We start from the raw sequence: 14,143 nt of genomic DNA, 5'->3' as shown, positions 1-14,143 counted from the left end.
CGCCTCCTCACAAGGAAAAAAGGCGCTTCTCGCTTTCAGGGACAATGGCTGCTTTCGTCCAGATTTCGTGCATTTTTTCGAATAACACTCCTCTTGCTCGCAAATCGCAAGGGACTTCCATGTAACTGCCAGTAGCAGTCATGTACAGACCCGCACGGTCCACTCGCCACCCCAGCAACTGTTCTACCGCATGCGCATACAGTTGAAGCTGAGGCGTGTATGTTTCGACAATTCGTTTGGCCTGTGCCGCATTTTTGTACTTGTGCGTTTTGAAATCCACGATGGTAGCCTTGCCGTCTGGCCTTACCCATACCTTGTCCATGACTCCATTCAGCAACAAGGGGCCTTTGTCCTGATCGTCTCCGAACAATCGGATTGCAAACGGCATTTCACTGTGAAGAGTCTTCGCCCGACGACATTCCTTATGCAGTTCACTCTTCATGTAGGTCGCTACATCATTTTTCACGTGCTCCCAGGCGGTTTCATGCGCCTCCCGACTCGTCAGTCCTATCGAAGCCAGTGCCATTTTCAAAAGATGCTCGCAAGCATAATCCAGGTCATGGTCCCCTTGCAAATGCTCCAATATCCGATGCAAGACATGGCCCCATTCGTATGCCTGCAAACGGTTGCTTTCGTGACGCCAATAGGAGACAGACTCGTTCCTCTTCTGCTTTTTCTGTTCATCTGCCAACAGCTCGACCCATTCTGACACGCTCCATATTCGTTGCGAAAAGCGGTTTTTCCGTGCGGTTACATGCTTCTCACTTGTTGGAGAATCGAGCTTTTCCATCGCAGTGACTTTCTGCGTCGCACGCAAGAATGGCTCATGCGACATCCCCACCCTTACTTGCAAACTCCAGTCCGGTCTTCGTATCACCTGATCGCTTGCCCCTTTCCGCAACTCGGGAACAAGAAACGGGAGCCAATCAAACCAATTGGAGCACTCTTCAATGGAAGGCTTATCCGTAAAAGAGGCGGCAGCCCCAGAGAAAATCAGCTGTTCCTGCGCACGTGTCATGGCAACGTACAGCAATCTCTTTTGTTCGTCAATCACGGCTTTGCGCTCGTCTTCGCAAGCACGAATATAGCCGAGTGTAGGGAGCCACTCTTTGACGTCCTGATGATAATGCTGATTGGCCAAGCCCCAATCGCGACTGAAATGCAGCCTCCCGATTCCTTTTGTGTACCGATGGGAAAGGTCAGGGACAAACACAATCGGAAACTCTAACCCTTTCGCTGCATGAATGGTCATGATTTTGACTTTGCCGTGCGCATTCTCTTTTTGTTGGGTATCCTCCTTATCGTCCCCTTCACGAAGCCGCTGCCACCAGAGTAGCAAATCCGAGAGATGAAACTCCCCTCGCTTCTCCAGCTCATCTGCCAAAGTGATTACTGGGGCAAAATCCGGAAAGCCCAATTGCTCCGCCAGTCCTTCCTCATACAAGAGCATATGGAGCCAATCAGCCAGTCCTGCTACTTTATGAAGGCTTCTTGCTCTCAGCAATATTCTTTTTGCCTCCCGCAAACACTTTCGGTCTTCTGCTGAACAACTGATGTCTTCATTTTCCATGAAGTTCAAAAAGCCTTGCCTCAGTCCAGCTTGCTCTGCCACCCTCCACAAGCCATGCTCAGACAAGCCAACAAGCGGCCCGCGCAGAAAACCGAGCAATGCAATGTCATCCTCCACATTTTCCACCAAGCGAACCAGGTGATAAAGATCGTGGACAGCCTGTCGCTTCCAGTACCCATTTCCTGCATGCACGACATATGGGATCTCCAGTTCCTCCAAAGCTTGCTGATATTTGGCTAGATGAGTCCGCGTCTGTAACAGGATGGCAACATCTCCCCATAATGCAGGACCTAATTCATTGATACGCTGAGCCACTAACCGTGCTTCTGCTTCCCGAGGATCACAGTCCTCTTCCAATGCAGGGATCAATACTTCCACAACTGGTTGATTGGATGAACGGGACTCAGACAACCCTGAGACGATCTCACCGTCCCCGAACAATTGTCTGGTCATTTCTGCAAAAAACGCCACCAAGGAAGGAGCAGAACGAAAATTCTCCCGCATGGAAATGTACGCATCACTGTCTCCCAGCTGTTTGCGCATCTGTTCAAATCCGCTTACATCTGCCCCGCGAAATCGGTAAATGGATTGCCTTGCATCTCCGACCATGAACAAAGATGCTGTACTGTCGCTTCCTGCTTCAAGCTGCTCCAGAATCTGCTGTTGAATCGGGCTGGTATCCTGGTATTCATCAACCAAGACATGCGTATACATCATGCCATATTTTTCGCGCAGTTCTTTATGATCGTGAAGCAACATATACGCTTTTCTCTGCAAATCGGCAAAGTCGCACCAGCCATAAATTTCTTTCAGCATGCGATAAGCTTGATCTGTCCTCTCCATCCAGGCAAACAAGCTTTCACGGAAGCGTGCCGTTTGATCCGTCAAAAGCTCTCTCCAAAGCTGATCCTTTTTCCATACAGACAGTTTCCCAAAACAATCTTTGACTTCCTTAGAAACATTTCTTGTCACTTCACCGAACAAACTGTGCAGGCATTTTTCCGCCTGCAAGTACACCGTTTCCTCTTTTGACGCTCTTGAATGAGGGCGCTGCCAGCCTAATCGGGTATAGACCTGCCAGGCCGCCAAGATTTTTTCCATTCGTGCCAGCGTTCCTGATGCTTTAACTGCACTTCCCTCGGAAATGGTATGGAGTTGACTCATGATCGCTTGTATTTCCTCCTGGCACTTTCTTACCTCATCGGCCAATCGCGCTTCTGTTTTTGCCTGAAGCGCATCCAGGCTATACGAAGTCTCCCGCCAATGTTCATAAAAAGCGAGAAACAGATCCAGTGCCGTTTTTGGGCCACATTGTTCCACCCAATGGATCAGCTCATCGGAATTGCCGCTGTATAATTCCCGTTCGATCGTTTCACGCAAAAATGAATGGGATGTAGACTCATCCAGCATGGCAAACGCCGGGTCTACATCTGCCAGCAGCGGGTTATCCATGACAATCCTGCCGCAAAAGCGATGAAAAGTAAGGACCGTTACGTCTGTCTTTCCCAGCTTGCGATCTATTCGCTCTTTCATCTCGTTAGCCGCTTGATCTGAAAACGTCAGGGCCAGTATCCGTTCCGGCGCGATACCAATGTGGTCAATCAGGTGTTGTACGCGTGCAGTCAATACCCGCGTCTTTCCAGCCCCCGCGCCCGCCGAGACAAGAATCCGGGAACCTTTTGCTTCAACCGCCAGTCGCTGTGACTCCGTCAGCTTCTCCATGTCTTCCCTTCATCCCTTCGACAAACGCTTTGAAATGAACATTGCTTGCACTGCAAAATAGAACGCGGGCGCGGCAAGACATCTCCCGAAGCCATCGCTTCCCTCAACTGGAAAAGCTGCTCCACGATACTTGTTTTATAAGCTTCAAATTCCGCTTTCGATGAAAAGACCATGTGCCCACCGCTCCCCTGATCTTTTAAAACAGAAAATCTTCCCTCCACTGATTGAGCCTTTTCAGGATCAATGCTCTCAAAGGCAATCAAGTACAATGCCATTTGCAGATCAGAGCCGCACTCCATCTCCCGGCTGGTTGGACTTTTCGATAGCTTGTAATCAATAATTTTGAATCTATCGCAAGCAAGTTCAATCCTGTCAATAATCCCCGAAAGGCGCAATTCTTTTTGATTTTTGCGAATCAGCAAAGGTTCTCCTGTTGAACGGGGGTCCATTTTTTCCAAATGCACTCGTCCAAATCCCCACTCGGCAAGTTGAACGATTCCCTCTCTGCTTAACAGTTGATCGCCTTCTTTCAAAAGGAACGATTCCAATTCTTTTTTGAGGCTGCTGCACTGCCCTTCCCATTTTGGACCATGGAGACAATACTTTCGTTCATACCTTTGCAGTTCCTCGTCCAAATAAACAGCCGCCTGTTGGATAAGCTCATCGACAGCATTAAGCTGTTCCCCAACCAGCAGTCTAAGAACATGATGGATGATGCTCCCGATATCTGTTGGCAGCAATCTTTCATGACGTACTACTTCTTCTCTTACTGCTAACACACGACTGGCAAAGTAAGCAAATGGACATTTGGCGTAATCATCTATTCCTGTCACACTGATCGGTACACGCTCGTCAAAAAAGCGTGGGGCGACCGTGCTTTTTGTTTTGAAACTGTTTTTCTTCGTAATCTTGTTGAATTTTGGCTTATCACTTTTGCCCTCGACGTACTGCCAATCTGCTTCTCCAAAACGTTCTTTCAAATAATCGGCTGGAACTGTCGGACGCCCACACTCTCCTCGCAAAGGCATGGACAGGATGACCTCCCGTTGACCAGACATCACCGCCAGGTCATACAGCCGATCATTTTCTTGACGTTGCTCACTAGCGGAGGGTAGCTTCACATTCGTGATTGATCGGTCCTGCTCAACTAATTGCCAAATCCAGTGTGGAGTATATGACTGTGGCCAAATGCCATCAGCCAACCCGGCAATATATGTACAAGCAAATTTTGCCCCAGAGATTTGATCCGCCAGAAGGACATGAACTCCTTCCCCCTTCGTATCACAAGGCAGCTGATGAAAGGCCATTCGTTGACGCAGCCATTTCATCACTCGTTCCAGACTGATCAATCTTCCCTGTTCCTCACCGGGAACACTCAGGGCAATTTCCCGACGTGTTCGGAAAATACTCCGAATTGTTTCGTACTCCATACTCTGGATGGCGCTTCGTTTTCCTTTTCTCATCCACTTTTCGTCTTGATCGATCCACTCTAACATGCTAGTGAGATGATTCTCCCACGTTTCATCATCTGCTAAAGCTCGAAGACGCCGTCTTAACCAGAAAAGAAATTTGACCCACTTTTGAGCATAGCTTTCAGACGCTTGAACAAGCTGGCTCTCTCCGGCTTCTGTCAAATAGTGATTGCGGAGCCGACTTCGTGCTGCTTGCCCCTTGAACAAAGCAAGCCATCGGGAAAACTCCGCAGCAACGCCCGATTCTTTGATGACAGCCCGTCCCCAGGCGACTTCTGCATCCGACATGCCCGCCATCTTGGAACATAAACTGGCACAAATCAGCAGGTGCGTGCGTTTCCAGTCGGTTCTTTTCAGCTCCATTACTGCCAAAAGCCGCTTCGTCACTGACAAATTCAACAAAGAGCTGCTTCCCGCTTCTTTTACCTGCACACCTTTCGCTCGCAGTTCGCGCTTCGCCACTGTAAGGTAACCATCATTTGGGCAAACAACAGCGATTTCCTCTGCCAAAAAGCCTTCGTTAAGCCGCTGAATAATATCTTCGCTTATTGTTTGCATTTCATCATAGACATTCATTCCCACTAAACATCTAAAAGACTTGCTCGTGTTGCTTGCTATATGTGGTGAGGTGAAAATGACTTCCGCGGGCAGTCTGGAGATGGATTCCAACATGCCTGCAATTTCAGGCAACTCGGGAAAATCCCCTTCTACAATGACAAGCTCCGTCGACAAATCAGCTACTGTATATGGCTCTTTCAAGTATTCACTTGCCATGTCCATCAGTTGTCCGGCTTCCTTGTAAGACACGGAACGATTTTCCACGAGTGTAACGTAAGCTTCATAGACAAGACCGAGTTCTGCCAGAACAGGCAGGGCGACGCTTCTCAAGATAGAGCGCCAGTTCTCTTGGGGACGTTTTTCCAAATCCTCCATCCACAAGGCAACAGACTTAACCATTCCTGCATGACGCAAGCTATTCTTTAGCAGAGGAATTTTCCCCTCTTCTTCAAGCCGCAGCATGACTGTCTCTACCAGATCCTCCCGCATTGGCTGGTCGATTCGAACGTACGAATGCCCATTTTGTTGCATAATACGATCCACCAGCTGATGCAACGTCAGCCACTTGATTCCGATATATCCGCCTGTCGCCTGTAGCAGTTCTTGTTTTCTTTGCTGGATGAATACAGAGTGGCTTCCGATAAAAACGACGCTTTTCCGTTCCCGCACAGCTTTTTCCAGTACAGCAATGCTATTTTGCTCAGTAAATGTCATTGCAATATCTCCGGTACTCACAATCATGACAGCGTGCCCGCGAGGTTGGTTCGGGGAACGCCTCACTCTCCAGCATGCGGCGAATGACGGTCAGGCTGTCCTGGACATGTTTGCGCATAGCATCATTTATTTTCACAGGATGTACCGTTTTCGTAGGAATTTGATAAATAATCGCTTCCTGAACAGGGACTTGAAAATGCTCCTCCAGCAACATGGCATACGCGGTTGCCTGATACTTGGCATTTGTAAAAATACGATTTTCCGTGTATTTAAATTCCACAGGAATATAGTGGGTCATCCCTTTTTTCTGATAAGCAATCGTCAAATCGAGCTTGCCATACAAGCCGAGAGATTCACTCTTCAATTGCAGGTGAAACAATCGCTCTCCTTCTGTCAGCCCATACGAGCGATACCCTCTTCGCTTTTCGAGACGATCCAACTCAATGTGCTCGGCTACACCGTGATTCATTTTGTAGGACACTGGTCGGGGAACTGGCATCACATAAAAATAATAAGGAATGCGCGCGCAATACAAGTGTTGCTTCAAATCAGTGACATTCAACTCCAACCCGTCATGGAAAGTGCGGCTCTCAGAGAAAGTGGACGTTTTCAATTTCTTTCACCTGCTTTATATCTTTTTCGCACATCGGGTACATCTGAATGTTTCCCACGTCAACGCCAAGAATCTTTTTCAAAAGTAAAAACAATTCTTGCATCCGGTTGAGCGAAAGCTCCCCCTTGAAAGCACTGTACTGCACGCGATATAAGCCATAGTCTTTGCAGGCATTGGCTACTCTGTTCCGGACTTTATCATCTTGCACGTCGTAGATCACAAGTAGATGCATCGCTACCAACTCCAGACAAAAGGCCTGTACTCTCGCTCGCCTCTGAAATAAGTAGCCAGATGGTAAGCTTGCCTCTGAATGATCGTCTTTAGTTGATATTTCTTCCCTTCATACCTGTCCTTGCTCTCCAAACGCTCCCGAATCTCTTGCGCAATTACCCGTCGGCTTTCCACATGCAGAGCCTCTTCCTCCATTTTGGGCGCAAATCCTTTGGTAAACATGGAGAGCACCGTTCTATCAACGACGGGTTGGCGAAATTCCTCCATAAAGTCAAGAACAAAGGAAGGTCTGCCAGACCGATCAACATGAAGAAAACCTGCACACTCCTCCAGTCCTGCCAAGAGAACGGCCTTCGAGATTTCGTTTTTCAAACAACCATATCCATAGTTCAAGGCAAGATTCACGGGATCACTCGCTCCCCGATGTTCCCTCCCCTGAAAGCCAAGATCAGGATGTACTAAGCACTTCACAACTTCCCAATAAGCAAATGCAGCACGTCCCTCTACGGACATTAGCGTTCCGCGAACTTCATCAACACTTGCTCCCTTTATTTCCTCCAATTCATCCAGCTTGTGCTCCAAATTGGAGATGGCTGTTTGAAACATCGCTTGCAAATTCTCATTTTTGTCTCTCCGATTTTTCGCCCAATATTTAACGAGACTGGCTTGAGCCCGTATTTTTGCCCGAACAAAATGCTTGCTGACTTTCACACCACGCTCATCATTGTACGCCTGTATTTGTGCCCTTCTTGTAGCCACCGTCGCTTGCAAGAAAGGAGAGACTACTTTGGCAAAAGGTTCCCCTCTGTTGGACAAAAAATGTATATGTATACCGTTTTCAATGCACTTCTCAACCACATCCGACGAAATCGAAACACCTTTGGAAGAGATCACAACGTCATCCACTTGAAAAAAGGGAATCTCCTGCACAACTTTCTTTTCCCTGTCCCGAATCACTAGCCGTTCACTGGTCTTACGCAAGGCGTATCCGTATTCATCAATTACTACCTGCACAAACATCCACTCCCATTTAGCATTTAGTAGGATAGATTCAGTCTCGTCCGAAAATTGATGGAGTAAACGGCATCTGAGAAAAACAAAAACTCTCTGCATGAGTAAAGGCAGAGAGTTTAATGTTGGGAGAGTGCTGATAGTTATGAGATGCTGATTTTTTGAGAAGCGATTCATGCATATCGGTTTATACAGATTGCTCAGGTATTGGGAAAGGCGCGATCAAAAGATAAGGGAGTGGTTCCACTGTTTATTGTCGTTCAATTCAGACAATTCCTTCGTTGATCAGCGTAAAGGTCGGGCAAAAACTAAATGTACTTGAGGCAAACGCTCGACTTCGAGTCGGGGTCTCTAGGGTTTCGGGTTTTTCATGCAATCGGAAAAAAGAACTGGTTGGACATATGATCGAGCAGTGCTTCAGTCTCCTCGGCACTTGGCACTCGGCTGCTGCTACGCTTATCAGTCTATCGGTTTTAGTTTTCTTGTTTTTTGGGTCTGTAATGTAACGATACTGCCCACTGCTGCGGCGGATCGAGGAACACGGTTTCAGTCCCCTTGCTTTTCGGGTCTGTAATGTAACAGCTCAGCTACCGTCATCGCTTCTGTAAAACCTCCTGTTTCAGTCCCCTTGCTTTTCGGGTCTGTAATGTAACTTGGATTTTACTCTGATTTCCGCGTTCAATCTATCAGTTTCAGTCCCCTTGCTTTTCGGGTCTGTAATGTAACCCGAACAGCTTTCCAAGCTGAAAGGCATCTAATAACGGTTTCAGTCCCCTTGCTTTTCGGGTCTGTAATGTAACAAGCAAATGTACAGATCTTCGCTGGATTTTCAGGAACAGTTTCAGTCCCCTTGCTTTTCGGGTCTGTAATGTAACTGCACCCTGTTACCAGTGTGTCGTATTTCGCGTTATGTTTCAGTCCCCTTGCTTTTCGGGTCTGTAATGTAACTTGAATGAGATAAATTTCATCAGCAACTACGTCACTGTTTCAGTCCCCTTGCTTTTCGGGTCTGTAATGTAACAAGAAAGTACAGTGTGCCTATTTGAGCGGGTTATACCGTTTCAGTCCCCTTGCTTTTCGGGTCTGTAATGTAACTCGCAAACTATCTCAAGATGTCTCCAACTGCTATTGAAGTTTCAGTCCCCTTGCTTTTCGGGTCTGTAATGTAACAAACACATGACGGCAGACGCGCTGATGAGGACAGCTAGGTTTCAGTCCCCTTGCTTTTCGGGTCTGTAATGTAACCGACCTCGGTTAACGCAAACGAATCCACTTCTACCAAGGGTTGTCTTAATCTCAACACTAACAAGAGATCGTTCTTTTTTCGAGGATTGATTTCCTGTTAAAAAATCCAGCCTATCCTCGAAAGTCTATATTTGAGTACCCCATATCGTCTATTTTCTCCCGCCAGAGGATAACCATTCTCTCTCCTGTCTATAATAAAACATTGCTCTACTTTCAGCTATAGGTTTATGTGGTTCGCTAAGTCGAATTGTCGTCTGACCAGTGGTAAATGATAGTTTAGGTTACAAAGTAACTCTGGAGCAAAGCCAGTTACAGTTTCTCTATATTACCTTTAGATACAAGATACATTCGCATTTCCCTAATATTGTTTCTCCACGATGTGCGGGATTACCCTCTTTCCAATTTTCGAAATGATTTATACATAAAAAATCAGCTCACAAAACCTTCGGACAAGTACAACATGAAGCTTGTATCCAAAACCGAAATTCCACGCCGTTTAGAAGCAATTCGTTATTTTGTTTATCTGATGAAAGATCAAAAAATTTAAAATTCTAGAGATGCTCAGTATCTTTCGTTCCATGAAGTCAGCTCATTGTAATGGATACCTGTTTCCCCTCGAACTGATTTGATATTCCCTTCTTTGCAATCCATCTATCTCCTGTTCTTCGGAGCTTGGATCTAACTTGAAACCGTCATCGTAGCGGGTTTGATGATCGCGCTGTTTCAGTCCCCTAACTTCTCGGGTCTTCAATGTAACACTGAGTCTGCACCAACAACACGCACAAGAGGAGAGCTGTTTCAGTCCCCTAACTTCTCGGGTCTTCAATGTAACGGAAGAGATCGCGGCGCGATATATTGAAAAGTTGTAAGGTTTCAGTCCCCTAACTTCTCGGGTCTTCAATGTAACTCATCGAAGGCAATAAGACCTATGCCCAGGTGCCAGCAGTTTCAGTCCCCTAACTTCTCGAGTCTTCAATGTAACGGATGTGGCTGACATAGCAGAAGCTGCATTCTCGTTGTTTCAGTCCCCTAACTTCTCGGGTCTTCAATGTAACTCGATTGATATTCTGGCCTGATGTCAGGACTGCTTTGTTTCAGTCCCCTAACTTCTCGGGTCTTCAATGTAACTGCTTTCATAACGTCCTCCTCCGCTTTCTCCGCTATGTTTCAGTCCCCTAACTTCTCGGGTCTTCAATGTAACTGTGCCATGGGGTAGTACCTCATTGCTTACGTTGACGGTTTCAGTCCCCTAACTTCTCGGGTCTTCAATGTAACTCCGCAATACAGTCCGCAGTCAATCCCCAATGAAGAAGGGTTTCAGTCCCCTAACTTCTCGGGTCTTCAATGTAACTAGAAGCACCTGAATTATTCCCACTGGCACAAGTTGGTTTCAGTCCCCTAACTTCTCGGGTCTTCAATGTAACCTTGGCATTTTTATCGTTCAGGTTCCGTTGCTTCGGTTTCAGTCCCCTAACTTCTCGGGTCTTCAATGTAACGACGCATATTCTCAATGGGACTAAAATAGAATTATAGTTTCAGTCCCCTAACTTCTCGGGTCTTCAATGTAACCGGGTTTCGTTTCCGGTTCCTTCTCCGGTTGTTTCAGTTTCAGTCCCCTAACTTCTCGGGTCTTCAATGTAACACTGATTAAGCAATGTTTGAACAGAACGTTCTGCCTGTTTCAGTCCCCTAACTTCTCGGGTCTTCAATGTAACCTGCCAGATGAACGTAAACTCACCGCGTTCCTGAATGTTTCAGTCCCCTAACTTCTCGGGTCTTCAATGTAACGAGCCGTGAAAAGCAAATAGCTGTCCTGATCGAGAAGGTTTCAGTCCCCTAACTTCTCGGGTCTTCAATGTAACAAAGCAAATCGATCCGGTGCCAGCAGTAGGCAAGCAGTTTCAGTCCCCTAACTTCTCGGGTCTTCAATGTAACGTCCATAGATAAAATCCCGGCGCTTCGCATCGGATAGTTTCAGTCCCCTAACTTCTCGGGTCTTCAATGTAACCTGGCGGCTCGACGGTTACCATCGGCGCGGATTCCGTGTTTCAGTCCCCTAACTTCTCGGGTCTTCAATGTAACAACAGGTAAATGAGCACGTTATGCGCGAGGTTCTAAAGTTTCAGTCCCCTAACTTCTCGGGTCTTCAATGTAACCGACTTTGACTAACATGCTTAACCCCAGTCACGACAAGGCTTTCCTCCTACTCAATGCCAACAAGAAGATGCTCTTTTTTCGAGGATTCATTTTCTGTCAAAAATCGCAGCCTATCCTCGAAAATCAGCTTGTTCTCATCTTGTTTATTTTTCCCCGCCAAAGAGTAAGCATTCGCTCTCATGCCTATAATAAAACATTATCCTCCATCTCATCTACCCATTTCTTTGTACGGTCTGGACCAACAAGATCCACTAACATAAAATTACTCAAACATCTAATATTATCCAACCCTTTCCATAGATAAATTCGATTTATTGTTCAAGTTTTGCCTCTTACATTTGGAGCAAGCCCTTTTGTTGATTTTAGGAAGAAAGTGGTATTTGCAAAACAACTGTAAAATGATACCATTAAGTGGTACTGCAATTAATTTCATTCATTTCCCCCTAAAAAAACCCTGGATTTTCTACGGAGATGCTCTATAAAGGAGATGTAAGCCGTGAAAAAAATTTATACCATTATTTTCTCTCTTCTAGCCATTTTTGCGCTCAGTAACCTCATTTATTTTCCTGGCTTCAAAGTCTGGGCATTTGATGACCTCACCTTATTTGATAAGCAAAAGATAACCTCGCTGACCATTACTAATAATGAAGATAAGGAAAAAGTAGAAATTTCTGACCCAGCGGAAATTCAAAAAGTGCTCAGCGATTTTTCAAAAATGGAGCTACGCAAAATGAAAAGTGAATCTGATGCAAATGATGCTGATACGAACCGTGTAAAAGAAACGAATCATACGTATACCATTGATGTGAAAGAAAACAACAAGGATGTAGGTACAATATATCTCGCTGATACTCGTTACATGAAGTTTTACAGTAAATCTTCAGACGAAATCCCTGTTTATAAAATTGAAAACAATCCTGACTTAGCAATCCACGAAGTGTTCAACTCAGCAAAAAATAAATAATTTGTCACCATACAACTGTTGTTTCTGCAAAAACAGATCGCGTGCAAAGAAAAAAGGAGATATTCGGCTAGCGAACCGAACATCTCCTTTCGTATTCATTACAGGTCTTCCCAACGATCGCCAAGCACTCGAAGAGCTTCTCCCTTACCTGTTATCAGTCGCATGTTTTTATAGTCCATAAAAGGATACTCGATCTTGACCTTGCTGTATCCATTTCGTTTCATGAAACGACGAGTATCATGCATATCTTTGATCGCTTTACGAATATTTCTCTCCAAATCACTTCGCAAATCAGTAGATAAGGATGTAACCAAGCCAATAACCCCTACCACGATGCCCCCGATTCGAGAAAGCTTAAACACAAGCCCTGCCAAAGCAGCGGTAATCGAAATGGTTGCCTCCAATTTGTTATCATCCATTTCAATAATGCCGTACTCAAGAATATCCTCCATAGCTTTCGCAAGCTCATCCAGCTCATCTGTTGAAACAATAATTGTATCCGCATATTGTTTTAGTTGTGTACGTGCCATCTTTATCTTCCTCCAAAATTTATTCCAAGTAACTTCCCGCGCGGTTATTAACTTGTTACTAATAAAAGAGAATCTAAAATGAAAAATACAACCTGATTCCGAAAAAAAATTATGCTCTGTTATACGATTTGACTGCTTTAATCAAACGGAAAACAATTTCTTGTCGCATGTCTTCGCGAACAGATGCGTTTGTGAAGCGTAATGATTTGCGAATTTTTGGCTCAAATCTATCTATGATCTCCTGCATTGCAATATTGTCGTTGTTTTGTACTCGTTTTACCAGCGTTAACAGACTCATGTATTTAGCTCCTCTCCAGTTGTTTTCTTAGCTTCAATAGTGCTCGTTTCTTTGTTTTGGAAATAGCTTGCTGAGACACTCCAAAAAGACACGCAACTTCCGATTCTTTGATATTCTCAAGAAAAAGAAGGTTAAGTATCGTTTGTTCCTTTTCAGTGAGCTTATGGATAGCATCAAGCAACCTCTTATCCGTTAATACTTCTTTCCAGCACTGTTTTTCCTCTACGATAAGTTCATTTGTGGTGTAAGTTAACCCGTCGACCAACTTTTCAAAATCGTCTACTGGATGATATATCCCGTCTTGTTTCCTCTTGTGCAAAGAAAGCTCGATGGCTGTATAGTGAATGATTGATGAAATATACTTGATCAATCGAATCTCCTTAAGAAATTCTTCAAATCTCCTTTTTAATTCTTCCGTGCATTGTGTATCTTCTGGATAAGTACACAGACATTGGTATAGTTGTTGATTATCTGCCTGAACTAAAAATGCCTTCATCAGCTTTTGGTTCGCTATGTCAGTAAGTTCGCTCATACACTTTCACCCTCATCAAACAAGATACGTTCATTTTTTCAAAAAAATAAACGTACCAGCTTAACACTGGCACGTCTCGAATCACTCACTAATATGATATTGTTACTACAAGCTGCATTCTCAGTAGCTTATTTTCAGACCATTTTGTACAGCTTTCATCGGTTGTCCTCCTTTTTTAACACATGTTTCATCAGCAAAGAACTCCATTGCTGCGTGCTATGAGTTAATATTTTCCTCGGTGAAAAACTGTGGCACTCACTCTCTGCTGCCGAAATTTCTTATGGCCGAGGGCTTAGTTCTTTAGTTATTGATTTCCATTTTATCAAATTATTAAATCCAAATATTTTAATCCCCTATAATGTAAACTTTTGTAATTGAGTGTATTGAGAGAGCATTCGAATCTCATGTCTTTTGTTCAATATTGTTTGGAGCGGCTACACTGAATTGGACAATTCTCTTAGGGTCTAGTAGATTGAAATCAAATCGACATGGAACGGAGAGAATGTCATGGGGAAACGTGAGCGTC

General features: G+C 45.0%; 9 protein-coding genes and 2 CRISPR repeat arrays. Of the genes, 1 reads left to right on the top strand and 8 read right to left on the bottom strand.

The genetic code is table 11. The features are described from left to right. Positions 1-7: 7 nt before the first annotated feature. From M2298_RS27570 to cas1, 5 genes are read right to left on the bottom strand one after another with little or no spacing between them, the layout of a single operon-like run. Positions 8-3,292, bottom strand: a complete 3,285-nt coding sequence (locus M2298_RS27570) for a UvrD-helicase domain-containing protein (protein WP_280649340.1) — start codon at positions 3,290-3,292, stop codon at positions 8-10. After that, the gene (locus tag M2298_RS27565; RefSeq protein WP_280649339.1) at positions 3,280-6,036 is read right to left on the bottom strand and encodes a PD-(D/E)XK nuclease family protein; all 2,757 of its coding nucleotides are present in this window, start codon (positions 6,034-6,036) and stop codon (positions 3,280-3,282) included. The genes M2298_RS27570 and M2298_RS27565 overlap by 13 nt, the downstream gene beginning before the upstream one ends. Continuing rightward, positions 6,023-6,649: a CRISPR-associated protein Cas4 gene (gene cas4, locus M2298_RS27560; protein ID WP_280649338.1), complete on the bottom strand. Its 627-nt coding sequence runs from the start codon at positions 6,647-6,649 to the stop codon at positions 6,023-6,025. Before cas4 ends, M2298_RS27565 begins: the two co-directional genes overlap by 14 nt. Then, a complete protein-coding gene (gene cas2 / locus M2298_RS27555) occupies positions 6,627-6,881 on the bottom strand; it encodes a CRISPR-associated endonuclease Cas2 (RefSeq protein WP_122965509.1) in 255 nt (84 codons plus the stop codon). The genes cas4 and cas2 overlap by 23 nt, the downstream gene beginning before the upstream one ends. A 2-nt stretch (positions 6,882-6,883) precedes the next feature. Continuing rightward, a complete protein-coding gene (cas1, locus tag M2298_RS27550) occupies positions 6,884-7,894 on the bottom strand; it encodes a CRISPR-associated endonuclease Cas1 (protein WP_208715229.1) in 1,011 nt (336 codons plus the stop codon). Positions 7,895-8,434: 540 nt separating this feature from the next. After that, a CRISPR array of direct repeats spans positions 8,435-9,136; the repeat unit is 37 nt. Between the two features lie 719 nt (positions 9,137-9,855). Continuing rightward, positions 9,856-11,292: direct repeats of the CRISPR family, unit length 37 nt; unit sequence GTTTCAGTCCCCTAACTTCTCGGGTCTTCAATGTAAC. 497 nt (positions 11,293-11,789) lie between these two features. Between cas1 and M2298_RS27545 the strand changes: the two genes are divergently transcribed. Beyond that, on the top strand, positions 11,790-12,257 hold the full coding sequence (locus M2298_RS27545) for a hypothetical protein (RefSeq protein WP_280649337.1): 468 nt from the start codon (positions 11,790-11,792) through the stop codon (positions 12,255-12,257). Positions 12,258-12,355: 98 nt separating this feature from the next. Here M2298_RS27545 and M2298_RS27540 read toward each other — a convergent pair whose 3' ends face one another. The 3 genes from M2298_RS27540 to M2298_RS27530 form a co-directional block, all read right to left on the bottom strand. Beyond that, positions 12,356-12,787 (bottom strand): hypothetical protein, encoded by a 432-nt coding sequence (locus tag M2298_RS27540; RefSeq protein WP_122965512.1) that lies wholly within the window; start codon positions 12,785-12,787, stop codon positions 12,356-12,358. 109 nt (positions 12,788-12,896) lie between these two features. Continuing rightward, positions 12,897-13,085: a helix-turn-helix domain-containing protein gene (locus tag M2298_RS27535; RefSeq protein WP_122965513.1), complete on the bottom strand. Its 189-nt coding sequence runs from the start codon at positions 13,083-13,085 to the stop codon at positions 12,897-12,899. Between the two features lie 4 nt (positions 13,086-13,089). Next, positions 13,090-13,617, bottom strand: a complete 528-nt coding sequence (locus M2298_RS27530; protein WP_122965514.1) for a sigma-70 family RNA polymerase sigma factor — start codon at positions 13,615-13,617, stop codon at positions 13,090-13,092. Positions 13,618-14,143: the final 526 nt, after the last annotated feature.

Origin of the sequence: Brevibacillus sp. 1238 (assembly GCF_029892995.1) — a bacterium.
Taxonomy (GTDB): domain Bacteria; phylum Bacillota; class Bacilli; order Brevibacillales; family Brevibacillaceae; genus Brevibacillus; species Brevibacillus parabrevis.
This window is presented reverse-complemented; position numbering and strand designations above follow the sequence as displayed.